The organism is Exiguobacterium sp. RM11, from assembly GCF_059821525.1.
Window position 1 is genome coordinate 1,836,164 of sequence record NZ_CM187558.1, and the last position, 26,288, is coordinate 1,862,451.

General features: G+C 45.8%; 25 protein-coding genes and 1 other annotated feature. Of the genes, 6 read left to right on the forward strand and 19 right to left on the reverse strand.

The window, feature by feature from the left end; genetic code table 11:
• Window positions 1-6: 6 nt before the first annotated feature.
• Window positions 7-651 carry a GTP diphosphokinase gene (gene yjbM / locus AC5LIL_RS09605; RefSeq protein ID WP_214684573.1) on the reverse strand — a complete coding sequence of 215 codons (645 nt, stop codon included), beginning with the start codon at window positions 649-651 and terminating at the stop codon, window positions 7-9.
• Between the two features lie 109 nt (window positions 652-760).
• Between yjbM and AC5LIL_RS09610 the strand changes: the two genes are divergently transcribed.
• Complete coding sequence (locus tag AC5LIL_RS09610) at window positions 761-1,342, forward strand: CYTH domain-containing protein (RefSeq protein WP_214872778.1); 582 nt, start codon at window positions 761-763, stop codon at window positions 1,340-1,342.
• A gap of 86 nt (window positions 1,343-1,428) precedes the next feature.
• The gene (locus tag AC5LIL_RS09615; protein WP_499823980.1) at window positions 1,429-2,202 is read left to right on the forward strand and encodes a DsbA family protein; all 774 of its coding nucleotides are present in this window, start codon (window positions 1,429-1,431) and stop codon (window positions 2,200-2,202) included.
• Window positions 2,203-2,406: 204 nt separating this feature from the next.
• Here AC5LIL_RS09615 and pepF read toward each other — a convergent pair whose 3' ends face one another.
• Genes pepF through cls form a run of 3 tightly spaced genes read right to left on the reverse strand, consistent with a single transcriptional unit; the run spans window position 2,407 to window position 6,812 of the window.
• Window positions 2,407-4,209 (reverse strand): oligoendopeptidase F, encoded by a 1,803-nt coding sequence (gene pepF / locus AC5LIL_RS09620; protein ID WP_499823981.1) that lies wholly within the window; start codon window positions 4,207-4,209, stop codon window positions 2,407-2,409.
• Entirely contained in the window at window positions 4,194-5,288 is a 1,095-nt protein-coding gene (locus AC5LIL_RS09625) for a competence protein CoiA (protein WP_499823982.1), read from the reverse strand. The genes pepF and AC5LIL_RS09625 overlap by 16 nt, the downstream gene beginning before the upstream one ends.
• Window positions 5,289-5,300: 12 nt before the next feature.
• The gene (gene cls / locus AC5LIL_RS09630; protein ID WP_214695480.1) at window positions 5,301-6,812 is read right to left on the reverse strand and encodes a cardiolipin synthase; all 1,512 of its coding nucleotides are present in this window, start codon (window positions 6,810-6,812) and stop codon (window positions 5,301-5,303) included.
• Between the two features lie 83 nt (window positions 6,813-6,895).
• Here cls and AC5LIL_RS09635 point away from each other — a divergent pair, with 83 nt between their 5' ends.
• Window positions 6,896-7,621 carry an SDR family NAD(P)-dependent oxidoreductase gene (locus AC5LIL_RS09635; RefSeq protein ID WP_499823983.1) on the forward strand — a complete coding sequence of 242 codons (726 nt, stop codon included), beginning with the start codon at window positions 6,896-6,898 and terminating at the stop codon, window positions 7,619-7,621.
• Window positions 7,622-7,659: 38 nt separating this feature from the next.
• On the opposite strand, the gene AC5LIL_RS09640 is transcribed toward AC5LIL_RS09635, so the two are convergent.
• From AC5LIL_RS09640 to AC5LIL_RS09655, 4 genes are all read right to left on the reverse strand, one after another.
• Window positions 7,660-8,892, reverse strand: a complete 1,233-nt coding sequence (locus AC5LIL_RS09640; RefSeq protein WP_499823984.1) for a DUF2254 domain-containing protein — start codon at window positions 8,890-8,892, stop codon at window positions 7,660-7,662.
• 64 nt (window positions 8,893-8,956) lie between these two features.
• Window positions 8,957-9,613 carry an adaptor protein MecA gene (mecA, locus tag AC5LIL_RS09645; RefSeq protein ID WP_274664951.1) on the reverse strand — a complete coding sequence of 219 codons (657 nt, stop codon included), beginning with the start codon at window positions 9,611-9,613 and terminating at the stop codon, window positions 8,957-8,959.
• Window positions 9,614-9,784: 171 nt separating this feature from the next.
• Window positions 9,785-10,183, reverse strand: a complete 399-nt coding sequence (gene spxA, locus AC5LIL_RS09650) for a transcriptional regulator SpxA (protein WP_015881217.1) — start codon at window positions 10,181-10,183, stop codon at window positions 9,785-9,787.
• 177 nt (window positions 10,184-10,360) lie between these two features.
• Complete coding sequence (locus AC5LIL_RS09655) at window positions 10,361-10,498, reverse strand: hypothetical protein (RefSeq protein ID WP_015881216.1); 138 nt, start codon at window positions 10,496-10,498, stop codon at window positions 10,361-10,363.
• A gap of 220 nt (window positions 10,499-10,718) precedes the next feature.
• Here AC5LIL_RS09655 and AC5LIL_RS09660 point away from each other — a divergent pair, with 220 nt between their 5' ends.
• On the forward strand, window positions 10,719-11,252 hold the full coding sequence (locus tag AC5LIL_RS09660; RefSeq protein WP_074035089.1) for an HD domain-containing protein: 534 nt from the start codon (window positions 10,719-10,721) through the stop codon (window positions 11,250-11,252).
• Window positions 11,253-11,330: 78 nt separating this feature from the next.
• Here AC5LIL_RS09660 and AC5LIL_RS09665 read toward each other — a convergent pair whose 3' ends face one another.
• The 5 genes from AC5LIL_RS09665 to AC5LIL_RS09685 form a co-directional block, all read right to left on the reverse strand.
• Complete coding sequence (locus tag AC5LIL_RS09665; RefSeq protein ID WP_074035095.1) at window positions 11,331-12,281, reverse strand: ABC transporter ATP-binding protein; 951 nt, start codon at window positions 12,279-12,281, stop codon at window positions 11,331-11,333.
• On the reverse strand, window positions 12,281-13,354 hold the full coding sequence (locus AC5LIL_RS09670; RefSeq protein ID WP_214785235.1) for an ABC transporter ATP-binding protein: 1,074 nt from the start codon (window positions 13,352-13,354) through the stop codon (window positions 12,281-12,283). Before AC5LIL_RS09670 ends, AC5LIL_RS09665 begins: the two co-directional genes overlap by 1 nt.
• Before the next feature lie 23 nt (window positions 13,355-13,377).
• Window positions 13,378-14,403: an oligopeptide ABC transporter permease gene (opp3C, locus tag AC5LIL_RS09675; protein ID WP_499823985.1), complete on the reverse strand. Its 1,026-nt coding sequence runs from the start codon at window positions 14,401-14,403 to the stop codon at window positions 13,378-13,380.
• Window positions 14,403-15,329: an oligopeptide ABC transporter permease gene (gene opp3b, locus AC5LIL_RS09680; protein ID WP_499823986.1), complete on the reverse strand. Its 927-nt coding sequence runs from the start codon at window positions 15,327-15,329 to the stop codon at window positions 14,403-14,405. The genes opp3C and opp3b overlap by 1 nt, the downstream gene beginning before the upstream one ends.
• A gap of 306 nt (window positions 15,330-15,635) precedes the next feature.
• Window positions 15,636-17,255 (reverse strand): peptide ABC transporter substrate-binding protein, encoded by a 1,620-nt coding sequence (locus AC5LIL_RS09685; RefSeq protein WP_339962389.1) that lies wholly within the window; start codon window positions 17,253-17,255, stop codon window positions 15,636-15,638.
• Between the two features lie 269 nt (window positions 17,256-17,524).
• Between AC5LIL_RS09685 and AC5LIL_RS09690 the strand changes: the two genes are divergently transcribed.
• Window positions 17,525-17,896: a DUF3899 domain-containing protein gene (locus AC5LIL_RS09690; protein WP_214785238.1), complete on the forward strand. Its 372-nt coding sequence runs from the start codon at window positions 17,525-17,527 to the stop codon at window positions 17,894-17,896.
• A gap of 42 nt (window positions 17,897-17,938) precedes the next feature.
• Window positions 17,939-18,145: a binding site (T-box leader), on the forward strand.
• A 50-nt stretch (window positions 18,146-18,195) separates the two neighbouring features.
• A complete protein-coding gene (gene trpS / locus AC5LIL_RS09695; protein ID WP_499823987.1) occupies window positions 18,196-19,197 on the forward strand; it encodes a tryptophan--tRNA ligase in 1,002 nt (333 codons plus the stop codon).
• A 107-nt stretch (window positions 19,198-19,304) separates the two neighbouring features.
• Here trpS and AC5LIL_RS09700 read toward each other — a convergent pair whose 3' ends face one another.
• From AC5LIL_RS09700 to greA, 6 genes are all read right to left on the reverse strand, one after another.
• Window positions 19,305-20,960, reverse strand: a complete 1,656-nt coding sequence (locus AC5LIL_RS09700) for a peptide ABC transporter substrate-binding protein (RefSeq protein WP_499823988.1) — start codon at window positions 20,958-20,960, stop codon at window positions 19,305-19,307.
• Between the two features lie 202 nt (window positions 20,961-21,162).
• Window positions 21,163-22,695 carry a peptide ABC transporter substrate-binding protein gene (locus tag AC5LIL_RS09705; RefSeq protein ID WP_499823989.1) on the reverse strand — a complete coding sequence of 511 codons (1,533 nt, stop codon included), beginning with the start codon at window positions 22,693-22,695 and terminating at the stop codon, window positions 21,163-21,165.
• Window positions 22,696-22,761: 66 nt separating this feature from the next.
• Window positions 22,762-23,994 carry a beta-ketoacyl-ACP synthase II gene (fabF, locus tag AC5LIL_RS09710; protein ID WP_214785241.1) on the reverse strand — a complete coding sequence of 411 codons (1,233 nt, stop codon included), beginning with the start codon at window positions 23,992-23,994 and terminating at the stop codon, window positions 22,762-22,764.
• Window positions 23,991-24,950: a beta-ketoacyl-ACP synthase III gene (locus AC5LIL_RS09715; protein WP_499823990.1), complete on the reverse strand. Its 960-nt coding sequence runs from the start codon at window positions 24,948-24,950 to the stop codon at window positions 23,991-23,993. The genes fabF and AC5LIL_RS09715 overlap by 4 nt, the downstream gene beginning before the upstream one ends.
• Window positions 24,951-25,035: 85 nt before the next feature.
• Complete coding sequence (gene mtnN / locus AC5LIL_RS09720; protein WP_499823991.1) at window positions 25,036-25,737, reverse strand: 5'-methylthioadenosine/S-adenosylhomocysteine nucleosidase; 702 nt, start codon at window positions 25,735-25,737, stop codon at window positions 25,036-25,038.
• Between the two features lie 54 nt (window positions 25,738-25,791).
• Entirely contained in the window at window positions 25,792-26,265 is a 474-nt protein-coding gene (greA, locus tag AC5LIL_RS09725) for a transcription elongation factor GreA (protein ID WP_074035127.1), read from the reverse strand.
• Window positions 26,266-26,288: the final 23 nt, after the last annotated feature.

Consider the following 26,288-nt stretch of genomic DNA (forward strand, 5'->3'; position numbering starts at 1 on the left):
TTCCCCCTAGTCTTCGTCCGTTTTCACGTTCATCTCTTTATCCCGAAACACCTGCTGGGCGTCCTGAATTTCAACGCGGAGTTGGCTCATCTCGGCATCGAGTAAAAAGGCCGCCTCGGCTGCACGTCTCAATCGTTCCTGCACTTCAAGAGGCATGTCACCATCATATTTATAATTCAATGAGTGCTCAATCGTGGCCCAGAAATTCATCGCAAGCGTGCGGATTTGCACTTCAACGAGCGTAGGGATTTCACCTTGAATCGTCTGAACCGGGTACTCGATGATGACATGATACGATCGATAGCCCGAGTCTTTTTGATGGGTAATGTAATTGCGTTCTTCCACTATTTTAAAATCTGTTCGACGATGTAGCAAATCCAAGACGTGAACGATATCATCGACAAATTGACACATGATTCGTAATCCCGCTATATCCTGCATATCCGTCGCCAATTCATGGTCAGCGATATTTTTTCGTTTCGCTTTCTCGAGAATGCTCCCGACCGGCTTCACTCGACCTGTGACAAATTCAATCGGAGAATGGTCATTTTGGGACTTGAATTGCTTTCGAACGGCTTTCAATTTGACTTTCAACTCGTCTACCGCGATTTGATACGGTACTAAAAACTGATCCCAGTTCATTGATTGCATACGCTGTCACCACTTTCGTTCTTTTCCGGAAAAAACGCGTCCTTTCCGTATGTATCCGTTTGTATGGTATCATAAACGAACAATTGTTCATAGAATGGAGCGATGATTCATGACCCAAGAAGTGGAAATTGAATTTAAATCAATGTTGACGAAAGACGAATATGAGACACTCCTACGTGCCTATCAGCTTGATGATCAGGTTCGTTGGCAAGCGAATGACTATTTCGATACCCCTTCCTTTCAGCTAAAAGCGAACGGGGCGGCACTTCGGATTCGCGAGAAGAAACAAGGTCAAGTGCTGACGTTGAAGCAACCAAACGAGGTTGGATTGCTTGAGACACATGCCACTATTACAGAAGATGAGGCTGAGGATCTGTTTAAGTACGGTATCATTCATGACGAGCAAATGAAACAGGCACTGGCCCCGTTCCAGCTGAATGCACCGCTCGAACATCTCGGTCGACTCGAGACGAATCGGGCAGAGTTGCAGACAGAAGACGGTCTACTCGTTTTGGACGAAAGCCATTATTTGGAGACGAGCGACTATGAAATAGAATTTGAAGTGACGAATGAAGAAGAGGGAAAACGTGCGTTCGAAGGACTTCTTGCAAAACACGGTCTCCCCTATCGTCCCGCCAAAAATAAAATCGTCCGATTCATGGAATTAAAAATGAGTCGGTTGGAAGGTTGAGCAGATACATTGCCAACCTTTTTTTTTCGTTGCTACAATGAGTTTACAAAGTTAAATGAGTTTTTTGCCGAGAGGAGGCGACACAAATGGAACTTGAACAATGTAATGGGTCATCCTGTTCACTGGAAGAAACTCCTATTCAAGTAACGTATAAGCCATTGGAGTTATTCTATTTCATGGACATCTCGAGTCCTGAAAATTTTCACGTGATGACACTGATCAAAAAGTTAGAGATTGAATACGGACATGTGATTCGTTTCCGAATGGTCTCTACCGTTCCTAGCTGTGTTGGCGGATGTCAGGAAGAAGTTCGCCTTCTCACAATGATCAAAGCGCTAGAATTACAAGGGAAACGTCATGCGATGCGTTTTTTACGTCATTTGCATGTGAATGATTTATTCTCTGGTAAACAGTTAGGCTCAATTGATTTATGGGAAATCGCACGGTCTTTCGAAGAGTACGGTCTTGATTTGGATGAACTTGAAGCCGATCTTCAATCGAACCAGCTCTTGAATGCTTTAGCAGTCGATCATCAAGTGCTGAAAGATTGGGAGATTGAGTCATTGCCCGCTCTTACGTTCGTGACGCGCGATGAAGCATTGAAGATTGAAGGTGTCTATCCGTACGACGTGTATCAATCGGTCATGACCGAATTGCTCGGTTATGCCCCGAGTCGTTCGACTGACTGGGATGTAGCCAAAGTCTTGGCTCGTTATGACACGTCGACGATTACTGAACTATCGTATATTCTAGACTTAGATAAAACTGTGATTGAACGCGAACTGAAGAAGCTTTCCTTGCAGCAACGCTGCCGTCCTGTACCGGGATGTAGCGGTGAAGCATGGGCGCAAACGAAATAAAAAAGAACCCCACGGCCGGGGAGCCGTGGGGTTTTTGACGTCTCAAGCGGGGACAAGAGCCGTCGTACCTTGAGGCCCGGGGAAGGCCTGCAAGATGGGAGAAAGTTTACGGTCAATAAAGGGGTTTGTGATTGATTTCACACTTATAATATACCTAGTCCCGCTTCATCTGACAACTAGTTTGTGCACATTGTCACATATTGTTCACGAGAACAATAATGATTCCATTTCATCGAGCACTGCTTCGAACTGATCAAGCGCTTTGAGGACTGGTTCTTTCGTCGTCATATCGACACCTGCCGCTTTCAAGACCTCGATTGAATAGTCGCTAGACCCAGCTTTGAGGAAGTTATCGATGTAACGACGTACGGCCGGCTCCCCCTCTTCCATGATCTGTTGCGACAACGCTGCCGATGCTGAGATACCCGTCGCATATTGATAGACATAGTAATTGTAATAGAAGTGCGGGATACGCGCCCATTCATACGAAATCTCTTCATCGATGACGATTTCTTCTCCGAAGTAGCGTTTGTTCAACTCTAAGTACGTCTCATTCAAATACTCAGGTGTGAGCGATACGCCTTCTTGAGCAGCCTTGTGAATCATATGCTCAAACTCAGCGAACATCGTTTGACGGAACAACGTCCCACGGAATGTTTCGAGTTGATTGTTCAACAAGTAGAGACGTTCTTCTTTTGCCGTCCGCGTTTTCAATAAATGGTCGTTCAATAACGCTTCGTTTGTCGTCGACGCGACTTCTGCTACAAAGATTGAATAGTCGCCATACGGATACGGCTGTGACGTACGCGTGTAATGGCTATGCACCGAGTGACCGAACTCATGCGCGAGCGTGAACAAGTTGTTGACGTTGTCCTGCCAGTTCATAAGGATGAACGGTTGTGTATCGTATGCTCCTGATGAATATGCCCCGCTCCGTTTACCGCGTGTCTCTCGTACGTCGACCCAACGTGAATCGAGACCGTCTTTGACGATTTGAACGTACTCTTCTCCGAGTGGTGCCAAACCATCAACCATCAACTGTTTCGCTTCTTCGTACGACACTTTCATCTCTACGTCTTTGACGAGTGGTGTGTACAAATCATACATATGCAACTCATCTAATCCGAGCGCGCGTTTCCGTAATGCGACATATCGATGCAACAAATCAAGACGCTCGTTCACCGCTTCGACCAGACCGTCATATACAGACTCTGGAATCGCATTATGGTGAAGGGCTGCCTGTCTTGCACTCTCAAACTTACGGACAGTCGCATAGAAGTTATCTTTTTTCACACTGCCTGAGAGCGTAGAGGCAAACGTGTTTAAATACTGCCCATACGTCCCGTACATCGCTTTAAAAGCGTTCTCACGGACACTTCGATCACTCGATTCGAGGAACGTGATGTAACGTCCGTGCGTCAATTCGACCTCTTCCCCTTTTTCGTTCTTCACTTTCGGGAATTTCAAATCCGCGTTATTGAGCATACCAAACGTCGAACTCGATTGTCCGAGCACGTCTCCAGCCTGCGCAAGAATTGCTTCTTCCGCTTCCGTCAATACGTGTGGACGTTCTTGCGCCAACTCATCGAACGCATGACGATACACGCGAAGTGACTCGTGTTGCTCCATAAAGGCTTCAATTTGAGCTTCATCGATTGAAAGAAGCTCTGGCGTCATGAAAGCGAGTTGGGCTGAAATTTGCGAGGCGAGTGAGCCTGCACGGTCATTCAACGCCTGATAATGACTGTTCGCTGTATCTTCATCGTAACGCATGTGCGCGTACGTATACAGTTTATGTAACTTACGAGAAAGCTCATCACGGAGTTGTAACGCTTCGTATAACGTTTCTGCCGATTCACCGAGTTTTCCTTTAAATCCGATTAATGCCGGTACCTGCTCTTTCAATGCTTGAAAATCTGCTTCCCATGCTTGGTCGTTACTGTAGATCGTCTCTAAATTCCACGTCTCTTCGACTGGAACTTGTTGTCGTGTCAATACTTCTGACATACGTTCACTCCCTTTTCTGATTGGTTCGTCGATTGTAACATCAATCGCTGAAGTCCTTGAAACAATCGTGTATCGTGAGGTCTCGCCTCTTCATAGGTGGTTGGAAGCACCCAAGTCGTGACATCACACGATAGACGACATGCATTCAAGAGTTGTTTCCATTGTACATGAAATGACTGGGAAAAGTCGCTTGTCGGTGTCACTCCGAACTGGCGGCACGTCTTTTGAATGCTCCATTCCACTGAATCATTCGGTGACTCATAGCGATTTAAATAGAGGACGATTTGAAACTCAATCGGATGAATGTGTATTCCCCAAAGTGACGTGAGGGGAAGATAGCAGGCTGTCGGTAACAAGGCGGGGATCACCCCTAATGGGTACAGACGATTTAAAATGAGACGTCGATTCTTTGGGGATGGATAGATTGGTGACATTCGCTTTCGTCGAATCATCTCCGTCCATTCCAATGCATTGAACCGATAATATGCTTCATAGGGGGAAGTGGTCACTGAGGACGAGACTTCCCAATTTCCGATTCCATACTTGATTGAAATGGGAAACCCATTGAAACGCACCAACTGTCCATTTTTCACTGTCATCAACCGATGTCGCCGAAACAGTTCAAGGCGCATCCACGGTTGAAACGATTGGTTCATCTTTAAATCAAGACCGCTCGCGAGCCAAATTACATCCAAACCTGCTCGTTTATAATCATTCGTTCGCGCGACATACTCTTCCGCTACCAATGGAGATGCCTGAATCTCAAACACGGTTGGGTTCTCATCCACATTCGTAAGAATGTCTGCCCGACGATTCTTAATCGTCACTTCTTGGTCGACAGGGTATCCTCTTTCTTGAAGCCATTGGCACACTGCCCATTTATCCTGATGGTGCGTAACGGATTCTGCTCTCCCACACGTATGGATGTGGGCGAAATGTAGCCGACGTTTCGCTCCTTCCTTTAGAATCAACATTTCCTGGCACGTCGGACATCGAAAAGGAGCAAGCTGCTCCGCCTGCATTCGATTTAGAGTAAAGGAATCAACGATATCCCCTTCTCGACCGATCGCAAACCGCATCTTGCTCCCCCCTTATAGTAGTGGTGAAAACATTCTGGCCAATGATTCTACGAGTTTTATAAAAAATGAGCGCTTCGCAAACTCTTCTAATACAAGTTCATGAGACCCTTCGAAATCATGATATAAGTCTTGTTTCAACTGATGGACCGAATTCGTGTTGTACAAAAGAGCATTCACTTCGAAGTTCAAATGGAAACTACGAAAATCCATGTTCGCAGTCCCAATCGTGGCAAGTCCGTCATCGACGACGATGACTTTTGAATGCATGAATCCTTCTTCGTACAAATAAATCTTTACCCCGGCCAACAGTAACTCCTCATAATAGGAACGACTCGCATAAAAGACGATTTTATGGTCCGGATAGCTCGGTAAGACGATCCGAACATCGATGCCCGATAGAGATGCTGTCTTCAAAGCACTCATAATGTCCTCATCAGGAATCAGATACGGGGAGGAAATATAGACGGACTTTTTCGCAGCATTGATCAACGAGAAATAAATCGATTTCATCGTCTCATATGGTTCATCGGGTCCGCTGGCAACGATTTGGACGCCTCCACTCGCGCTTCGTACCGTTTCGAGCGGTTCTAAATAGAATGGCGTGAACAGCCGTTCTCCCGTCATGTAGTACCAGTCTTGTAAAAAGATCAACTGTAACTCGGACACCCCTTCTCCTCTGACATACAGATGGGTGTCGCGCCAAAAACCAAATTTAGAGTGTTCGCCTAAATATTCATCCCCTACGTTCAAACCTCCAGTGAATGCTTCTGTTCCGTCGATGACGACAATTTTTCGATGGTTTCGATAGTTCGTCTTACTCGACACGAGCGGAAGGACGACTGGGAAGAACGCCTGCACTTGGACGCCAGCTTGTTTCATCTCCTCGAAAAACGTACTGCTCGTATGAATGGAACCGACGGCATCATATAAGAATCGAACTTCGACCCCTTTTTTGGCTTTCTCGATTAAAATACGCTGAATTTCCCGAGAAATACGGTCTTCCCGAAAAATGTAATACTCTAAATGGATGTGCCGTGTCGCGCCTTTTAGAGCAGGCAGTAACTTCGAGAATTTTTCACGACCGTTCGTCAAAATCTGCGTGTACGTATTCGAGGAGACGGGCAATTGGTTTAACGAAGAGGTGAGATGCATCAACTTCTCATAATCGTCATGCGCAAACATCAGTGACGGAGAGAGCGTCATCGCTTTTTGCCGATAGGCCAAGTACGTCTCTTCGTCGAGCATCGCCTTTTCTTTGAACATCCGTTTACGACGATAGTTCTGACCGAACACAAAGTACGCAAATAGCCCGATGACAGGAAAGCCAATCATGACAATCGCCCAGATCAACGTGCGTTGCGGGTTGCGATTTTCAAGCAAAATCACAAGCAAAATACTGAACGTTGTCAAAAAGACGAGAATCGAGAAGAGCCCGATCACTTGTGAGCTCCAGTAATACGATAATATCGCAATGAGTCCTGCGAGCAAAATAAGGGAAAAGAGTACTTGTATGCGTCGCAACATATTATAACCTGACCTCGTTTCTGTCGTGTATTATCATTAATTATACATCGTAACGCCAATTTTTTGAGGGGAGCGAATGAATTATGGGGACTTTTCTAATCACAGGTGCGACAAGCGGGATTGGGCGCGCCGTCGCCTTGCAGTTAACCGAGAATGGACATCGTGTCATCGGAATCGGTCGTGATGAGACACGGGGGGCTTCTCTCGAATCAGATTCGAACGGATTGGCCACGTTCATCCGGTGCGATCTCCATTCAGCGGAAGACATCGATCACCTCTTTAGACATTTAAAGGAACAAGGGGTGACGTTACATGGTCTTTTCAACAATGCCGCAACATTCGGTAGACCCGGTACACCGGAGCGTTTGTCTCAAGAGTCATACACTGAAGTGTTTGATATCAACCTCTATGCACTGAACACCGTCACACAACGCGCCATCCCTTTGCTTGCTCAAGGAGCGAGTGTCGTCAATAACGCCGCCATCGTGGGACACGTCAAATTCCCTCCTATGCTCGCTCATTACGCCGCCTCGAAGGCCGCTGTCGTTGCCTTGACGAAAACGTTCGCACACCGAATGAAAGGAAAAGTTCGATTTAACGCCGTCTGTTTCGGTCCGGTCGATACACCGCTCAGTCATAAACTATACGGTGGAGAAGCAAAATTCAAAGAGGCAATGACCCATCATTTCCGGGGACATGCCGCCCTACCGGAAGAAGTCGCACCGGTCGTCGAATTTTTATTAACCGATTCCTCAACTTATATAAACGGGCAAGCCATCACGGTCGATGGCGGATATACGCTCTCTTGAACAGAGACCACCTCTTCTTTTGAAAAGGTGGTCTCCTGTCATGTCGTCATCTTTTTAGCTCTCCCTATTTTATTGCGTAAATAGTTCTGTTCTTTCGAATGAAGACTTTCCCAATCAATCACATCTTCAAAATAATCAATCATCTCATCAAACGTCGAATCTAGCGTCTCATGCGCCTGGAGACGCGCCATTCGAATCGCCTCGAACACGGAGCCCATCACAAATATGTCTTTACTCGCGTAAGTCTGCATCGGCGATAGCGATTCAAACAGAATCGTCTCAAGCGTCTTTCGCTTCACATGCCAATCAGATTCCCCGTTCGAGTATAAAAAATCTCCATCCGGCAGTTCGCAAAGTTCCCGTAAAATATCTCCGATGTAATGAATCGCATGAATCGCCGTATTCGGGTCATTGATTCCTGGAGAGATTCCACGTAACGCAATCTCACTCAACTTTTCAATCGCAAATGAAGGGTCTTGCATCGAGGACCGCACTTCGCCGATCTCAAATAGCTCGATGTCCGGGGCATCCTCACCTTTCCAAAATCCGAGTAAATCCCCTTTTGCGACAAATTCACCTACGGCTACGACCGATTCAAAGTCCGTCTCATGATCTCCCTGCTTCTCTCTTAAAAATAAGCGGATATACCCCGTCTGCGGCGCCCGTACCGCTTGACCTTCAAACGAATGAACAGAACGTGGTAAAACGAGATTCACGTCATCTGACTCGACGGCGTCTTTTTGCTCACTGATTACCGATAGTGCTTCTTTATGTAACGCGGATAACAAACGTTCTGCCTGGATCGAGACACTGATGGTCTGAATGAACTTGACAAACGCCCAAATCGAACCAATGACTAAGAGCACACTGATTCCTGAGGATAATACGACACCGTCATCTGCCGTTCGGACGAGGAATAAGTTCGAAATCCCGTAAACGGTTGTCAAAATGAAGAGACCGAGCGTATGCTTAGCCGACGTGTTCGTCAAAAAGTTATTGATGGTCCGTGGAGAAAACTGTGAAGAATACGTCGTCAACACGACAAGGATTGTCGAAAAACTAAACGTCATCATCGTCATAAGGCTCGTGAACGTCGAAGACAGTACGGATGCTGCCGAGTCCAAGTCCAAATAAATAAAGTCCGGTAGTAAATCTCGGAAAAACTCACCGAACAGTTGTGTCAACGCTGTTAACACAATGCCCCCCATCCCATATAAAAATGGAACGAACCATGCACTATCGTCAAGTAGTAGTCGAATTCGTCTCACCATACCCACACCTCTTTACCATTGATTTGAAAAAATCGCCTGTCCGTCTGAACAGGCGATTGATCATTTAGAAGTAATGACGCACTTTCGCGAAGACGTCGCCATCGAGAATGAGTTTACCATACTCTTCAAGCATCGGTTGCGTCTGTGTACTAAATGTTAAATATTCTGCTAGAAGACTGAGTGCATTCTCTTCGTCTTCAGGCTCCATTTCATCCGGGAAATCAATCCACAAATAGTAACGGTCTTGATAATGATATAGTTTCAAATCAAGATCACTGAACGTTTCACCTGCACGCTTACTCAGTGAAATGATCGCCTCGAAATCATCTGTTTCCATCGCGAGTGGCGCCCAAGCATCTGCTTCCGCTTCAAGCTCATCCAACTCACTCAATTGATCGAGTACCGATTGTTGATCTCGTGCTTCATCAATCGCTGAGCGAAGAAGCGAACCGAGTTCAGAATCGTCTTCCGTATCCATCACATTTTTCGCAATTGTCACGGTCACTTCTAGACCTTTTTCAAAAGCTTGGACTTGAATCCACAGTGGACCATCAAACGAGATGTCTTCACGTTCGTGAGCCTCGTCCATCATCTGCCAGAACAGCTGCTCGCCACGTTCTCGGTTGTACCAAATTTCATCACGTGCGAAGCCACGTTTTTCGATGTCCACATATGTGATGAAAAATTTGACGGTATTGTCATTGATGCGCTCAATTTTCACGATTGTCCACTCCCTTCTCACCTCGCTCCCAATTCACATAAGGAGGAGAGGGGAAATTGTCTTGTTATCTTTGTACCCTTTTTGACATCGTTCAATCTAGATGACGGGTTATAACTTTATTTTATAGGAAATAATCGATAATAAAAAGCACACTGCTTAAACAGTATGCTCTCATTCATTCACAAGTCGCTGTGCTTCTTGCAATTGGAACGTCCGAACCTTCCGTGGCAAGAATCGACGAATCTCATCCTCGTTGTATCCGACCTGTAGTCGTTTTTCATCAATCAAAATCGGACGACGTAGTAAGCCCGGATATTCTTGAATCAAATCATACAATTGTTGAAGCGATAAGGCATCAACGGATACATCGATTTTAGAAAAGACTTTAGAACGAGTTGAAATAATCTCATCCGTTCCATCTTCTGTCATACGTAAGATTTGCTTAATCTCATTAAGTGAGAGCGGTTCTGAAAATATGTTTCGTTCTGTAAACGGGATATCGTGTTCTTCGAGCCAAGCTCGAGCCTTTCGGCAAGATGTGCAGCTTGGAGACGTATAAAGTGTGACCATTTTTCTTCCTCCCTGATCGAGTATGCGTCCATCTTTTTAAGTGACTCTATTTGTATACCCAAATTCGCATCCACTTAATTATAATAATTCTTAATTATTAAAACTTCAATGATATTCTTTATCATTCAGATATGAAAAGAGGGCGCATTCGTTGAATGCGACCTTGAATGACCCATCTCAAGATGCCGGGATTCGAGACACTGGTTGAGACACCGTCTCTTTCCCTGGCTTGACTTGCAAGTCTTTCAACTTTTTCTTCAACACTTCTTTCAAAAGTCGTTTTTTCTCTCGTAGAACTTTGTCACGTTCTTTCATGGCCTCTCACCCCCGTACAGCGTAAGCAACCGACCGAGCATTACCGATTCTGAAAATCTTGAACTTGCACTAATCTACAAGTAAATTATAGCACATTTGTTTGTGAAATGTGAATCATTCTTACGAGTTCATCATTTCTTTACACGTATATCATTTGCATTACATACAAAAAGCCTGTATAGTTTATAGAAATAACCTTTTTCTTTTAAGGAGGAGAGCGATGATGAGAATCACATTAGAAACGATTATGGGACATCCGGTTACCCAGAAATATTTAACTCGATCAGGCTTAAAACATGCTGTAGACGTTTGTGAGCGCGCTCTCGAAATGGCAACGAAACGTGGTCTCGATACAGATCTAGCGACGAAAGCTGCGCTACTTCATGATATCGGTCACTATGAATGGTATACAGAAGGCAAATGGAATTATGACTTATATCGTCAGAACGATATTCATGCGATTAAAGGTGCGGAGCGAGCGCACAAGCTACTCATTCGTCTCGGGGAAGACCCTGCCCGTGCCAAAGAGATTTCTGTCATGATTCTCTTGCATACCGATTCCTATTTACCACCAAGTCGAATTCAACGGACCCCGCTTCAACAGCTCGTTCACGACGCAGATACGTTCGTGGAGCAGCCGGGCGGTCTTCATCATTATGAGACAATGGAGATTGAAGATGCACTAGCTCGCGTCCGTCAAATCGATGCCATCGTTGAACGCCTCTCAAATTTACCGCGTATTTCAAACGGATAATCTGTCACCTAGCTCATTAGGTGACTATTTTTTTGCGCTAAAAAACCCTGACTTCATTTAGAGGTCAGGGTCATCGTATTAAACGAGTTGTGCTTTGTATGCTTCGTACTCTTCGTCCGTGAGCGAGACATAGTGTCCTGGCTCGACTTCGCGAAGTGGTGGGATACTCGAATCTTCATCCGAACGTCCAACTGGACCTTTCGAAGTTGACTCGTATACGATCCGTTTACGTGTACGTTCATGCTCCGGATCCGGAAGCGGAATCGCTGAAAGAAGCGATTTCGTGTACGCATGAATTGGGTTCTCATAAAGGCGATCTGCTGTCGCAAGCTCTACGAGGTGACCTTGATACATAACACCGATACGGTCAGAGATGTATTTAACCATCGACAAGTCGTGGGCGATGAACAAATACGTCAAATCGCGATCGCGTTGCAATTCTTTCATCAAGTTGACGACCTGCGCTTGAATCGAAACGTCAAGTGCAGAAATCGGCTCATCGGCGATGATGAAGTCTGGTTCAACCGCAAGGGCACGGGCAATCCCGATTCGCTGACGTTGTCCACCTGAGAATTCGTGTGGGTAACGACTCGCGTGCTCTTTCGTCAAACCAACCGTTTCAAGAAGGTCATACACGCGGTTCATACGATCTTCTTTCGTCTTCGCAAGACCGTGAATATCAATCCCTTCTGCGATGATATCCGCAACCGTCATACGCGGGTTAAGCGATGCGTATGGATCTTGGAAAATCATTTGCATAGCACGGTTGAATTTCAACTTGTCAGCTTTTGATTTTTTACCGTGGACGTTTTCGCCTTTGAACACAACGTCGCCGTCAGTCGCGTCATAAAGACCGATGATTGTACGTCCTGTCGTAGACTTCCCACAGCCAGACTCTCCTACGAGTCCGAGCACTTCACCTTTGAAAATATCAAACGAGATTCCGTCGACCGCTTTGACAACGCGGCCACGGCCAATTTTAAAGTGCTGCTTCAGGTTTTTTACTTCGAGTAATTTCTCGCGTTCCATTATTCAGCACCACCTTTCGTAAACGATTTTGCGAACGCACTGTCCGGACGATACTTGAGAGCGAGTTCACGAATCGCACGTGGCGGACTAACCACTGGTGCTTGTGGGTGTAATAACCAACTAGAAGCAAAGTGTGTATCACTCACCTGGAACATCGGTGGCTCTTTCTCAAAATCAATCTTCATCGCGTATGGGTTACGCGGTGCGAATGCATCCCCTTTTGGAGGATCGAGCAAGTTTGGAGGCGTACCCGGGATTGCCGGTAACGCTTCGTTACGGTCATCTGTCGGACGTGGCATCGAACCAAGAAGTCCCCATGTATACGGGTGACGTGGCTCATAGAAGATTTCATCGACTGTTCCCTTTTCGACAAGACGACCTGCATACATAACAGCGACACGGTCAGCCATGTTCGCAACAACGCCAAGGTCGTGCGTGATGAAGATAATCGCTGTGCCTGTTTTTTGCTGAATGTCTTTTAAAAGTTCGAGAATTTGCGCTTGAATCGTAACATCAAGTGCTGTTGTCGGTTCATCGGCAATCAACACTTTCGGGTTACATGCGAGTGCGATCGCGATAACGATACGCTGACGCATCCCACCAGAGAGTTGGTGTGGGTACTGTTTCAAACGCGCTTCTGGGTTTGGAATCCCTACAAGTGTCAACAATTCGAGCGTACGTTTCTTCGCATCCTCACCTGTTAACCCTTGGTGTTGTTTCAACCCTTCTGCGATTTGTTTGTAAATCGTCATTGTCGGGTTAAGTGATGTCATCGGGTCTTGGAAAATCATTGCGATATCGCGACCACGAATTTTAAGCATTTCTTTTTCCGAAAGTTTCGCCAAGTCTTTCCCTTCGAACATGATTTCTCCGTTCGTGATTTCACCTGGAGGGTTCGGAATGAGACGCATGATCGCCTTCGAAGTAACGGATTTACCTGAACCCGATTCTCCTACGATAGCGAGCGTCTCGCCTTTTTTCAAATCAAACGATACGCCACGAACGGCTTGAACCGTTCCTGCATATGTGTGGAACGAGACCTCTAAATCTCGGACTGATAAAATCGTTTCCATGCACGAGTCCCCCTCTTTCTTTTTTATTTACGCATTTTCGGATCGAACGCATCACGCAAGCCATCGGCAAGCAAGTTGAAGCTGACCATGAGCAAGACGATGATGACCGACGGGATAATAAGAAGGAACGGGAATGTCCGTAGTTCTTTGTATCCATCGTTGATCAACGTACCAAGTGATGCCTGTGGCGGTTGAAGCCCGATCCCGATAAAGCTGAGGAATGCCTCGAAGAAGATGGCAGATGGAATCGTGAACATGAGCGTGATGATAATCGCACCCAATGTGTTTGGAATCAAGTGTTTGAAAATCAATCGCGTACTAGATGCACCAAGTGTGCGAGCTGCCAAGACAAACTCTTGGTTTTTGAGTTTTAAAATCTGACCACGAACGAGTCGACTCATCCCGATCCAACCTGTGATGGCCATGGCGAGGATGATGGTGAATACACCAGGGTCAAAGATTAAGATGAACAAGATGATTAAGATCAAGTTAGGTACACCTGTCAAGATCTCAACAATACGTTGCATGATGTTATCCGTACGCCCACCGAAGTATGCTGAAATTCCACCATATGCCACACCGATGATTGTATCGATGATGGCCGCAACGAAACCGATGAAGAGGGAAATACGTGTCCCTTCCCAAATACGTGACCAGAGATCACGACCGAGGTAGTCCGTACCGAACCAGAAGTTCTCTTCTACGTTCTTTTGTTCGTAGAAGTCGATATCGCGACCACCGAGTGTCGCCATTCCATCAAAGCCAGCCCATTCAAGACCTGTGACTTTTGGCGGAAGTTTTGCTTGTGAAATGTTTTGTTCGTAGGCATCACGACCCGACAACATCGGTCCGAACAATGCAAGTGCAACGAGAATTAAAATAATCGATAGCGAGAGGATGGCCGCTTTGTTTTTCTTTAGGCGCATCCATGCATCTTGCCAGAAGTTTAAACTTTTCCCAGCGATTCGTTCACCAAGCTGTTCATTCATCTCAACAGGTGTGAACATGTCTTGGTCGAACTGTTCGTAATTCTTTTTGTTTTCAATCATCAGTTATTCCCCCCAAGACGAATACGTGGGTCAACAACCCCATAGAGCAAGTCGACAAGCAAAATGATAATAATGAACAATCCTGAGAAGAACAATGTCGTTCCCATGATGACAGAGTAGTCGTTCAACGTGATTGACGTGACGAACAATTCCCCAAGTCCTGGTACAGCGAAGATTTTCTCGATAACGAACGTACCCGTTAAGAGTCCAGCTGTCATCGGTCCAAGAATTGTGATGGCAGGAATCATCGCGTTACGAACCATGTGTTTCCATACGATCGCATTCCCCGTCAACCCTTTCGCTTTCGCGAGCGTGACATAGTCTTGTCCGGTAACCTCTAGCATCTCGGTTCGGACGAAACGAGCAATCGCTGCTGTCACACCGAGCGACAATGAGATTGTTGGTAAAATCGTATGAGCTGGTGTTTCCCAGAACGCGACTGGAAGCAACTGCAATTTAACTCCGACATAGTACTGAAGGAGGGCTGCAAAAACGAACGATGGGACAGAAATCCCGATTACCGATACGAACATTGAACCATAGTCAATGACCGTATTGTGACGAATCGCCGCAACAACACCTAACAATACGCCTACAAAAGTTCCGAGAACTAATGCTTGGAGCCCTAATTGTGCCGAAGGACCGATTCGTTCCATAATCAACTCAGTTACTGGACGGTTCGCCGTACGGAATGAAACGCCAAGGTCGCCTTGGAGCATATTTCCGATGTACGTCGCATAGCGGACCGGAAGCGGATCGTTGAGTCCGTAACGGTCATTCAATAATTGAATTTGTGATTCTGTCAGTTTTTCCTGGTTCTGATACGGTGAACCTGGGAGCAGGTCCATCAGGAAGAACGTGAACGTGGCAATCAAGAAGAACGTGATGAGGCCGTAAGTCAGCCGTTGTAGGATATAACGTCCCATGAATAAAAACCCCCTGTTTTTTCTAATTCTTTCTACTACTTGCACCAACAGCTTCACTATGACATATGACCTATTTTTCAAATTCACAAAATGAAAGGAATATTCTGAAAGAATAGCGTATACGTCATCTCAAGGCTCTTAGCACAGCGGCTGAAAACAAAGAATATTCTTTTCAGAGATTATTCTGAATTTTCACTGTTACTACATTATACTTTACCAACAAAACATTTGAACAGTATTTTCTCTAACTTCAGTAGATTTTTTTAGAAAATCGGGGACATGCGGTTCGCATGCCCCCTCATCCCATTACTTGATATCAACGTATTTGTACTGGTAATCAGCACCGAATAGTTGACGGTTAAAGTTTTCGATGTTTGGACGAATCAAGTACGCCACACCAGCTTGATAAATCGGCATGATCGCTTGATCTTGCTCAATCAAGAGAGCCTCAGCTTCTTTGAACAAGTCATAACGTGCATCGATGTTTGTTTCAGCAGACGCTTCGTCAATCAACTGGTCATATTCAGACGACGCATAGTTGATGTCGTTTTGTCCGTTGTCTGATGTGAAGATCCCAAGGTTCGTAAGTGGATCTTGGTAGTCAGGTCCCCAAAGTGCGAATGACATTTGGTAGTCTCCGTTTGCTTCACGCTCAAGTTTGTTGTTGAAAGGTTGTTGAGCGATTTCAACCGTTACGTTCGGCAAGTTCGACTCAATTTGACCTTTCATGTACTCAGAAATTTGTTTTGAAACTTCGCTATCGAACGAGAGGAGTTCGATTGTTGTCGCTTCTCCGCCTGTTGCTTCTTCCCAAAGTGAAGCAGCTTCGTCAGCGTTTGTTTGGAAGTACTCAACACCTTCTGTGTAATCCGTTCCGTCTTCATATTTGATGAAGTCTTTTGGAATGAATGATGTTGTTGCAATTGAACCGTTGTTCAAGAGTTGGTCGATAATTCCAGTTGGATCGACCGCACGCGCGATGGCTTTACGTGCATTTACATCGGAGAAGATTTCATCTTCGTGGTTGAATTTGAAATATCCGATGGCAGAACGAAGACCTGTGTTGTAATCTTCATCTTCCTGGAAAGCAGCAACTTGTTCTGATGCAAGACCTGCATAGTCAACATCGCCAGCTTCATACAAGTTTACGACTGTAGATGTTTCTTTGACGACGCGAACATCAACGGCTTCAAGCGCGACGTTGTCTTTATCCCAGTACGTATCGTTCTTTGTTAAGACATAACCTTGTTCACGATCCCACTCTGTCCATGTGAATGGTCCGTTGTAGAGAAGGTTTTCAGGATTCGTTGCGAAATCTTCGCCTTTTTCAGTCGCGAATGCTTCATTGATCGGTGTGAATGTTCCGAATGAAGTAAGTGAAAGGAATGATGGGTCTGGACGCTCGAGTGTGACTTCGAGTGTTTTCTCATCAATTGCTTTAACGCCAAGCTCTTCTTTCGGTGTGTCACCTGTGTTGATCGCTTCAGCGTTTTTAATTGTGTTCATGATGTATGCATACTGTGAACCTGTTGCAGGATCAACAGCGCGTTGCCATGCATAAACGAAATCGTTGGCTGTAACTGGCTCTCCGTTTGACCATTCAGCATCACGAAGTGTGAATGTGTAAACAGTCTCATCTTCATTTACTTCTGGTTCGCCTTCAGCGAGAGCTGGTACGGCATTTCCATCTTTATCAAGACGGTAAAGACCTTCCATTGTGTTAGCGATTAAGTTGAATGCGACCGCGTCTGTAGCAAGAGCCGGATCGGCTGTTGTGATGTCTGACGTATCTGTCAAACGAAGAACTTTTTCTCCGTTTGAAGAAGAACTGCCGCCATCAGAGTCTCCGCCTGTCGAACAAGCCGCGAGTACTGAACCGAGTGCCAAGATGATCGTCATCATGAGCAGAATCGATTTTTTCTTCATTGCGATTTCCCCTTTCGTATTGAAAAGCTAGCCGTTCGTCGAATAAACATCTTACTTTTTCTTTAATTTTCTGAATATTTCATAAAGTATTCGACGAAAGAACGTTAGGGCTATTGTAAGAAATTTTTAATCAAACTGTCAACTACTGAATAAAACGCTATCATGCTACTTGAAATTCATACTCGCATTCTTCCCTGCCTTACTAGTATCATAGAAGAAACGCGGAACGGTTGCTCGTTCCTTTTATGGCGTGAAAGGAGATTACATCGTTGAAAAAGTTTCGAAATATATTGATTGTTTGGGGGATTGTCACAATCCTGTACACCGTTTGGTCGATTTTTTCATATTTCCGAAGCGAATCTTTCCTGTTTCATTTGAGCGGCGGTCTATTTGTTTCGGGTATTCTCACGTTTGCGATCGGGATGTTCTCACATATGAGTGCGACAGGATTGTTCGATGGCATTATGTATGGTTTCAAGCGAAGTCGACGTGCAAAACTCAAAGAAATTGATGCGGATTATGAAGAGGATGAAGAAGAAGAAGACCCTGAAGATCGGCAACTCCGTAAGCAATCGGCTTGGAACTGGGTGTTTGTCGGTGTCGGAAGTATCGTTCTTTCGTTTCTCGTTGCGTTGATTTAATCTTTTCGAGAGCATGATCCTATGCTAAACTTAATGCAGAATAAGAACACTTGGATGAAGACAAGTAATTCAAATCACCTTTTCCTCAGAGAGTCTACGGTGCTGCGAGTAGATGAAAAGACTTGAATGAATGGACTTCGGAGTGGCTCGCTTGAACATGAGTATGGCGAGACGATTCACGCCCGTTACAGCGTTCAAGTGGCATATTTTATGCAAATTTGGGTGGCACCGCGGTTATTCGTCCCGATTTATTCGGACGGACGACTGCGGTTTTTTATATTCTTCGGAGGTGTATACACATGGCAACGATTTTTTCAGGAATCAAACCGACCGGCGTCGTGACGCTCGGGAACTACTTAGGCGCGATGAAACAATTCGTCGATCTTCAAGATGACAACAATGCATATTATTGTATCGTTGATTTGCATTCCATCACCGTACCACTCGACCGTGTCGAGTTAATGAACAACACACGAAAACTAGCGGCACTTTATCTCGCTTCTGGTCTCGACCCAGAGAAAGCGACAATCTTCGTTCAATCTGAAGTGAAGGCGCACGCTCAACTCGGATGGATGTTAACATGCATCGCGGGAATGGGTGAGCTTGGTCGCATGACACAGTATAAGGATAAATCGCAAGGCAATGAGAATGTTGGAGCCGGATTATTCGTTTATCCAACACTTATGGCATCTGACATTTTGTTATATAATACGGAACTCGTTCCAGTCGGAGATGACCAAAAGCAACATATCGAATTGACTCGTGATTTGGCGGAGCGCTTCAATAAACGTTACTATGAGACGTTCACGATGCCTGAACCACTTATTCAAAAAGAAGGCGCACGCATCATGTCTCTCACAAATCCCGTGAGAAAAATGTCAAAATCCGACACGAACGCCAAAGGATACATTTCGATGCTCGACGAGCCGAATGTTATCCGTAAAAAAATCAAGAGTGCCGTAACTGATTCAAGTGGTATCATCTCGTTTGACCGTGAGAACAAACCAGGAATTTCGAACTTGTTAGAAATTTATTCGCTTTCGACAGGTACCTCAATCGATGACCTCGTCAAGCAATATGAGAACTCAAATTACGGTACATTTAAACAAGATGTGGCAGAAGCAGTCGTCGCCTTGCTCGAACCGATTCAAGCTCGTTATCACGAACTGATCGATTCTCCAGAACTCGATGAAATTCTTGATGCCGGTCGTGCGAAAGCTGAAGCCATCGCGAATAAAAATCTCTCGAAGATAGAAAAAGCGATGGGCCTTAGTCGTAAACGTGCCAAAGTGAAAAAATAAGTTTGTCTTCTTAGAACTCTCCAAGCGAGAGTTCTTTTTTCGAATAAAAAACTGCACATAAAAAGAGAGACAGGCGTCCCTGTCTCTCTTTTAAGCGTGAAATGAAATTATTCTTTACCTTCGATTGAAGCCCACTTGTAAGAGTAGTCCGCACCGAATGCGTGCTCAACGATACCTTTAACATACGGTTTCGTGAGGCGAGCCGATCCACGTTGGTAAACTGGAGAGATTGCATTCTCTTCAAGAACGATTTTCTCTGCAGCTTGAAGGTCAGCCCAACGCTGTTCAGCATCTGTGCTTGACTTCGCAGATTCAATCAACTTATCGAACTCATCGTTCGACCACTTACCACGGTTGTATGGTCCGTCTGTAACGAAGAGGTCAACGAATGTCATTGGATCTTGATAGTCAGGGCCCCAACCAGCGAATGTGAATTGGAACTCTCCTTTGTTCTCAAGGTCAAGTTTGTTATTAAACGGCTGTTGCTTGATTGTAACTGTCATACCTGGAAGGTTCTTCTCAAGTTCACCTTTGATGAACTCACCGATTTGCTTCGCAGACTCAGAGTCATAGTTAAGGAGTTCAAGTTCAACTGAATCTGTTCCGAGTTCAGAAAGTCCTTCTTCCCAAAGTTTTTGAGCTTCTTCCACGTTGTATCCGCCGATGTCGCCGTTTGCTTCACGGAAGTCTTTTCCGTCTGGACCCGTTACGAAGTCTTTCGGTACGAGGTAGTTAGCAGGAACTGAACCGTTCGCAAGAAGTGTCTCTGAGATTGCAGCTTTGTCGTAAGCACGGTCAATCGCGTTACGGATTTTTTGGTTGTCAAGAGCTTCCACAGCAGTGTTGAACTGGAGGTAGAAGAGTGTTGGCTCAACGACAGTTGAGAAGTCTTCGTTATCTTGATACTGAGCAACGAGCTCAGAAGTCAAGCCTGTGCGGTCAACGTCACCGTTTTCATACAAGTTAACACCTGTTGAAACTTCTTTAACGACTTTAACGTTGATTTCTTCAAGTTTAACTGTGTCTGCATCCCAATAGTCTTCGTTCTTGACCATTTTCCAGCCTTGCTCGCGCTCCCAGCTGTCGAGTTTGAACGGTCCGTTGTAGAGAGTTGTCTCTGCAGATGTACCGAAGTTTTCGCCTTGCTCTGTATCGAATGACTCAAGTTTTGGCATGAACACGCCGAAGCTTGTCAATCCGAGGAAGTAGTCAGCTGGTGCTGTCAATTTAACTTCAAGTGTTTGATCGTCGATTGCTTTAACGCCTACTGCATCGCGCTCGCCTTCGCCAGTGTTGTACGCTTCCGCGCCTTCGATGACTGACATAACGTATGCATATTGTGAAGCGTTATCTGGGTTGAGTACTTCTTTCCAAGCGTATTCGAAGTCGTTCGCTGTGACAGGCTCCCCGTTTGACCAAGTCGCGCCTTCACGGATTTTGAACGTGTATGTTTTCCCGTCTTCTGAAACTTCGTGAGATTCAGCCATACCTGGAGTCGGCTCATCGTTCTCATCCATGCGGTAAAGACCTTCGTTAACGTTGTTCAAGACGTTGAACGATACAGCGTCTGTTGCGAGTGTTGGGTTAAGTGAAGGAATATCTGAGCTGTCGAGCAAGTTGAGGACTTGCGCTTCGCCTGAAGACCCTTCATTTGATGATCCTTGTGAAGAATCTGTTTCATCCCCTGTCGAACATGCAGCTAGGAAAGCACTTGAAAGAAGTGTAACCGAAGATGCTAAAGCAAAACCTTTTTTCTTATTCATTGCGATGACCCCCTGATTTTTTCGTTTTAACGAAGTGAATGATGGTAGAAAATTCAGTCATTTCTTCTGACAGTATTTGTTACCAAAATCCCGTTGATGCAATAATACAATATTCTGATAATTTTGCAAAGTGTTTATTTTGATTTTTCTAAAAAATTTTCTCTATAGTCAAAAAGCCCGCCAAGAGCGGCGGGCCTTTAGCTCAATTTTCATATTTTTTCGAAAAGGTTAGGACATATGAAGGACCGATGACCGGATAACCAATCTGATCGTATCCTTTTTCAACCAAATAAGAACGTCCTGCTTGATAGATTGGCATAACAACCGCCTCTTCTAACAGCTTTGCTTCCGCGTTTCGTAAAATGATATTACGTTCGTCCAAACTTTCAGTTGAGCGGGCCTGATCCATCAGTTGATCGTACGACTCATTTGCATATCGACTTGAATTGAGCACATCGTCAGACTCAAATTGAGTCAAATAGGCAGATAGCATCGGATAGTCCGGTTGCCATCCTGACAACGAAAAGGAATAATCTCCTGAGACTTCTTTCCTAACTTTTTCTCCAAGTGGTAGCTCTACAACCTTGACGGTCAACCCGTCCAATTGTTCCAAATTCTCTTTTAATCTTGTCGAAATTTCACGTGCTTCTTCATCGACAAAGCTAAGCAATTCAATCTCGATCGTTTCTTTTTTTAACCGTTTTTTCACGGTTTCAAATAATTGGTTGGCATCGCCTTCCAACTCTGCAACCAAAGCCTCCTCATCCATGACGAGAAGTCGTTCCGTCGTTCGTTCCGCTCGTGCAAGCGATTCTTCAAGTGTCGTCCGCTCAAGCATCAGTGCGAGGGCTTGTCGAAACGCAACATCATCGAATGGTGCTTTTTCAACGTTTGGTTTTAAATAAAACACGCCACTTCGCGGAACGTCCTCAATATTCATGACTTCCTCATCAATGGTAGAAGTGTCGAAGTCATAAGGAATCAAATGCATTCCTGATGTCTCATTCAAATTTGATTCACTTCGAATGATGATCGTTTCAAGCGTAACATTGTCAGCCTCACGATACGTTTCGCTTCTATGTAACGAGATGCTTGTATCATTCATTCGATCAAATTCAAACGGACCGTTCGTTTCTAACTCATCCCATGATGTCACGGATGGTTGTGGTAAAAACGCTGGCATGGCAAATATTTCTTCGAACCCTTCCATCGGGCGGATGAGTGTGATTTCTAGCGTTCCTTCATCAATTGCTCGAACGCCTAACGCGTCTGGTTCTTGTTGTCCGAGCCCAATTTCTTTTGCCGCTTTGACATCTGCGAGTAAGAAACTAAATGGTGAGTTCGTATCGTCATCGACGAGTTTACGGAAATGATCGACGAACGTTTGTGCCGTTATCGAATTGTCTTCTGTCGTCACACTTTCTTTCAATGTGAACGTATAGACTGTTCCGTCTTCAGATCGTTCTAGCTTCTCGACGAGTCCCGGCTCAATCGCCCCATCTGCGCCGAATCGATAGAGTCCTTCATATAGATGTGACAAAACCGTTTGCGATGCCGGGTCAATCGCGAGCATGACGTCCGGTTGAGTCGGAAGGGATTCCCCATGAATCGTAATTGTTTGTTCTTCTGGTGGTAGTAGTTCACGTGACTGCTCTCGTTGTTCGTTCCAAATAAATAAAAAAAGGATAAGGACTGAACCTAACAAGGCGGCCACGATGAATGATTTCTTGTTCATTCGTTGCACTCCTTTCTGTTAGACCAACCCTTATACCCTAACCTTTTTTGAATGATTTTTCTACCGTCAGTTCGTCACTTTCGCAAATGCGAGTGTCGCATTGTGGCCCCCGAAGCCAAGTGAGTTACTGAGTGCATACTGAATGTCAAGTTCCCGATTTCCTTCACGTACATAGTCAAGGTCGCAATCTGCTGCAGGTGATTCACAGTTGATTGTCGGATGAATCTTCCCTTCATGAATTGAAAGGGCTGTGATGACTGCCTCGACGCCACCTGCTCCTCCGAGAAGATGACCAATCATCGATTTCGACGAGTTGACTGCGAGTTTCTCAGCGTGTTCCCCGAACACACGACGAATCGCTTTCGTCTCAAGCATATCGTTGAGCGGTGTACTCGTCCCGTGTGCGTTGATGTATTGCACGTCTTCCGGCTTGATTCCCGCATCGCGAATCGCCTCACTCATTGCTTTTGACCCGCCTTCTGCTTCTGGTGATGGTGCAGTGATGTGATAGGCGTCTGAACTCATCCCGTATCCGACGACTTCTGCATACATTTTCGCTCCACGTGCCTTCGCATGTTCATACTCTTCTAATACGAGTACGCCAGCGCCTTCACCCATGACAAACCCGTCGCGGTTCTCGTCAAATGGACGGCACGCTGTATTCGGGTCCGGATTCGTTGAAAGTGCTTTGTTCGAACAGAAGCCTGCGAACGAGAGTGGTGTGATTGGCGCTTCCGCTCCACCGGCGAACATGGCAATCGCATCTCCTCGTTGAATGACGCGGAACGCTTCTCCGATTGAGTTCGTCCCTGATGCACATGCTGTCACCGAACAATTACTTGGTCCTTTAGCCCCCAGGTAGATCGACACTTGTCCGCTCGCCATGTTCGGAATCATCATCGGGATGAAGAACGGGCTTACACGACGCGGTCCACGGTCATGAAGGATGGCTGACTGCTTGTCGATGGTTTCGACGCCACCGATTCCGCTCCCAATCCACGTTCCGACTTCATCGGCAATCGCTTTTACATCGAGTCCGCTGTCTTTATGGGCAGCGTCTGCCGCCAACAGTGAGTATTGAATGAACGAATCCATTTTACGTGCTTCTTTTGGTTCGACCAAGTGTTCGATGTTCCACTCTTTTACTTCCGCTCCGACTTTCGCCGGATATTGGCTAATGTCGATTTTCGTCAACGTATCGATCGCGTTGTCCCCTTTTAAAAGACGGTCCCACATTGTCGACACGTCGTTTCCTAACGGTGATACGACTCCTAATCCTGTCACTACTACTCGTTTCATGAATGATTCCCCTCCGTAATTGTTGCATGATTCCATGTCAGACAGCTTGCACCCCACGTGAGTCCGGCTCCAAACCCTGCGATGACGACCGTTTGTCCATCTTGGATTTTACCAGACTTGACGGCTTCCGCTAAGGCGAGCGGGATTGATGCCGCTGATGTATTCGCATGGTCTTGAATGGTCATGACGACTTTCTCTTCTTCTAAATCTAAACGTTCCATCGCCGCATCGATGATTCGACGATTCGCTTGGTGCGGTACAAGGACGTCGAGGTCGTTCAACGACTTATCGGCCTTGTTTAACGATTCGAGCACAATCTCCGGCATTTTCCGCACGGCGAACTTGAACACTTCGCGACCGTTCATGACAATCTTTCCTTCATCGTTTTCATACAAGTGCTTGCCACCTGTACCGTCACTTCCAAGTACGATGGAGTCGATTGAAGCGATCTCGTCTTCCCCGAGTACGACAGCTCCAGCTCCGTCTCCGAATAGGACAGCTGTCGACCGGTCATCCCAGTCAATCAAACTTCCCATCTTCTCTGCTCCGATGACGAGCGTTTTCTTGAAGCCTTTCGAGTCCATAAGGCTTTTCGCTGTATCCATGGCGAAAATAAATCCGCTACATGCTGCACTGATGTCGAACGCCACAGCGGCTTTCGCGCCAAGATTCGCCTGAACCACGCACGCGGTTGCGGGGAAGGCTGGCGCAGTCGCCGTCGCACAGACAATCGCCTCGATCTCATCGATGCTGACTCCAGCGCTCTGTAACGCCCGCTCTGCGGCACGTGTCGCCATATCCGAGACTGATACGTCACTTTCTGCTAAATGTCGCGCCTCGATGCCTGTACGCGTACGAATCCACTCATCGCTCGTATCCATTCGTTTTTCTAAATCGATATTTGTCACCCGATTGTCCGGTAAGAACGATCCGATGCCGATGATTCCAATATTCATATCGTCGACCCCTATTCTTAGTATCTGGTACTAATATAAGGGAATAAAAAGAGGATGTCAATGCATCCTCTTCATGATCAATCGATTAAGCTTGTTCGAGGCGTTTCGTGACAGCCATGACCATCTTCGCAGAGTTGATCGACGCCGTTTCTAAAAATTCATCAAACGATAAGTTCGCCTCTTCGTCCGCGCTGTCTGAAATCGAGCGTGTGACGACGAACGGAACACCGAACTGGTAACACGTTTGCGCGATTGGAGCAGCTTCCATCTCGACGGCAGCGACGCCATCGAAATGGCCAAGGATGTCCGCTACACGTTTTGAGTCGTTGATGAACGAATCCCCCGTTACGATCAATCCTTGATGCACGTTCACGTCCGGTAAGTTTTCAATCACATCTTTACAGACGCTGACGAGCTTTAGATCGGCTTCATACGCTGGTGGCATCCCTGGTACTTGTCCGTACTCATAGCCGAATGCTGTCACGTCAACATCGTGGTGACGTACTTCTGTTGAGACGACGACGTCACCGACTTTCATCCCTTTTTTAAATCCGCCGGCAGAACCCGTATTGATGACGACGTCCGGTTTGAATTTATCAATCAAGAGTGTAGTCCCAATCGCGGCATTGACTTTCCCGATGCCTGACTTCAAGATGACGACTTGCATGTTTCCAAGATACCCTTCATAAAAATGATAGCTTGCGATTTCTGTATCTTTACGTTCAGTTAGTTCGTTCCGAAGCAAATTCACTTCTTCTTCCATCGCACCGATGATTCCAACTTTCATACCGATTCCTCCTCAGAAAGAGAGCGACTTCCAAAATGGAGGTCGCTCAACAACTTATTTGATTTCTTTGATTTCGACGATCATGTCGCCACCTGGTGTTTGAACCGTGACCACATCTCCGATCGTACGGCCAAGAAGTGCTTTCGCGATTGGTGATTCGTTCGAGATTTTCCCTGTGAACGGGTCTGCCTCGGCACCACCGACGATTGTGTATGTCTCGTCTTCGTTATCTTCTTGGATGAAGAATGTTACAGTTTTCCCGATTGAGACAACCGAGTTATCGCCTGCATCATCTTGAATGATGACTGCGTTGCGGAGCATTTCTTCTAATTGTGCGATTCGTCCTTCGACCATCGCTTGTTCTTCTTTCGCCGCGTCGTATTCCGCGTTTTCTGATAAGTCACCGAAATCACGAGCAATCTTAATATTTTCAACGACTTCTTTACGGCGGACCGTCTTCAGTTCGTTTAATTCATTCTCGATCTTCGCTTTTCCGTCTAACGTCATATAGTGTTGTTTTTCAGCCATTTCTGTCACTCCTTCATTGTCTC

Bases quoted from the DNA above. Each gene is read 5' to 3' on its own strand.
- AC5LIL_RS09610 (WP_214872778.1), top strand. From the start codon at position 761: ATGACCCAAGAAGTGGAAATTGAATTTAAATCAATGTTGACGAAAGAC.
- AC5LIL_RS09660 (WP_074035089.1), top strand. From the start codon at position 10,719: ATGATGAGAATCACATTAGAAACGATTATGGGACATCCGGTTACCCAG.
- AC5LIL_RS09640 (WP_499823984.1), bottom strand. From the start codon at position 8,892: ATGGTGAGACGAATTCGACTACTACTTGACGATAGTGCATGGTTCGTT.
- spxA (WP_015881217.1), bottom strand. From the start codon at position 10,183: ATGGTCACACTTTATACGTCTCCAAGCTGCACATCTTGCCGAAAGGCT.
- AC5LIL_RS09715 (WP_499823990.1), bottom strand. From the start codon at position 24,950: ATGAATATTGGAATCATCGGCATCGGATCGTTCTTACCGGACAATCGG.
- AC5LIL_RS09635 (WP_499823983.1), top strand. From the start codon at position 6,896: ATGGGGACTTTTCTAATCACAGGTGCGACAAGCGGGATTGGGCGCGCC.
- pepF (WP_499823981.1), bottom strand. From the start codon at position 4,209: ATGTCAGAAGTATTGACACGACAACAAGTTCCAGTCGAAGAGACGTGG.
- AC5LIL_RS09625 (WP_499823982.1), bottom strand. From the start codon at position 5,288: ATGCGGTTTGCGATCGGTCGAGAAGGGGATATCGTTGATTCCTTTACT.
- AC5LIL_RS09615 (WP_499823980.1), top strand. From the start codon at position 1,429: ATGGAACTTGAACAATGTAATGGGTCATCCTGTTCACTGGAAGAAACT.
- opp3C (WP_499823985.1), bottom strand. From the start codon at position 14,403: ATGATTGAAAACAAAAAGAATTACGAACAGTTCGACCAAGACATGTTC.
- AC5LIL_RS09705 (WP_499823989.1), bottom strand. From the start codon at position 22,695: ATGAACAAGAAATCATTCATCGTGGCCGCCTTGTTAGGTTCAGTCCTT.
- trpS (WP_499823987.1), top strand. From the start codon at position 18,196: ATGGCAACGATTTTTTCAGGAATCAAACCGACCGGCGTCGTGACGCTC.
- greA (WP_074035127.1), bottom strand. From the start codon at position 26,265: ATGGCTGAAAAACAACACTATATGACGTTAGACGGAAAAGCGAAGATC.
- AC5LIL_RS09700 (WP_499823988.1), bottom strand. From the start codon at position 20,960: ATGAATAAGAAAAAAGGTTTTGCTTTAGCATCTTCGGTTACACTTCTT.
- fabF (WP_214785241.1), bottom strand. From the start codon at position 23,994: ATGAAACGAGTAGTAGTGACAGGATTAGGAGTCGTATCACCGTTAGGA.
- opp3b (WP_499823986.1), bottom strand. From the start codon at position 15,329: ATGGGACGTTATATCCTACAACGGCTGACTTACGGCCTCATCACGTTC.
- cls (WP_214695480.1), bottom strand. From the start codon at position 6,812: ATGTTGCGACGCATACAAGTACTCTTTTCCCTTATTTTGCTCGCAGGA.
- AC5LIL_RS09670 (WP_214785235.1), bottom strand. From the start codon at position 13,354: ATGGAAACGATTTTATCAGTCCGAGATTTAGAGGTCTCGTTCCACACA.
- yjbM (WP_214684573.1), bottom strand. From the start codon at position 651: ATGCAATCAATGAACTGGGATCAGTTTTTAGTACCGTATCAAATCGCG.
- AC5LIL_RS09665 (WP_074035095.1), bottom strand. From the start codon at position 12,281: ATGGAACGCGAGAAATTACTCGAAGTAAAAAACCTGAAGCAGCACTTT.
- mtnN (WP_499823991.1), bottom strand. From the start codon at position 25,737: ATGAAAGTTGGAATCATCGGTGCGATGGAAGAAGAAGTGAATTTGCTT.
- AC5LIL_RS09685 (WP_339962389.1), bottom strand. From the start codon at position 17,255: ATGAAGAAAAAATCGATTCTGCTCATGATGACGATCATCTTGGCACTC.
- AC5LIL_RS09655 (WP_015881216.1), bottom strand. From the start codon at position 10,498: ATGAAAGAACGTGACAAAGTTCTACGAGAGAAAAAACGACTTTTGAAA.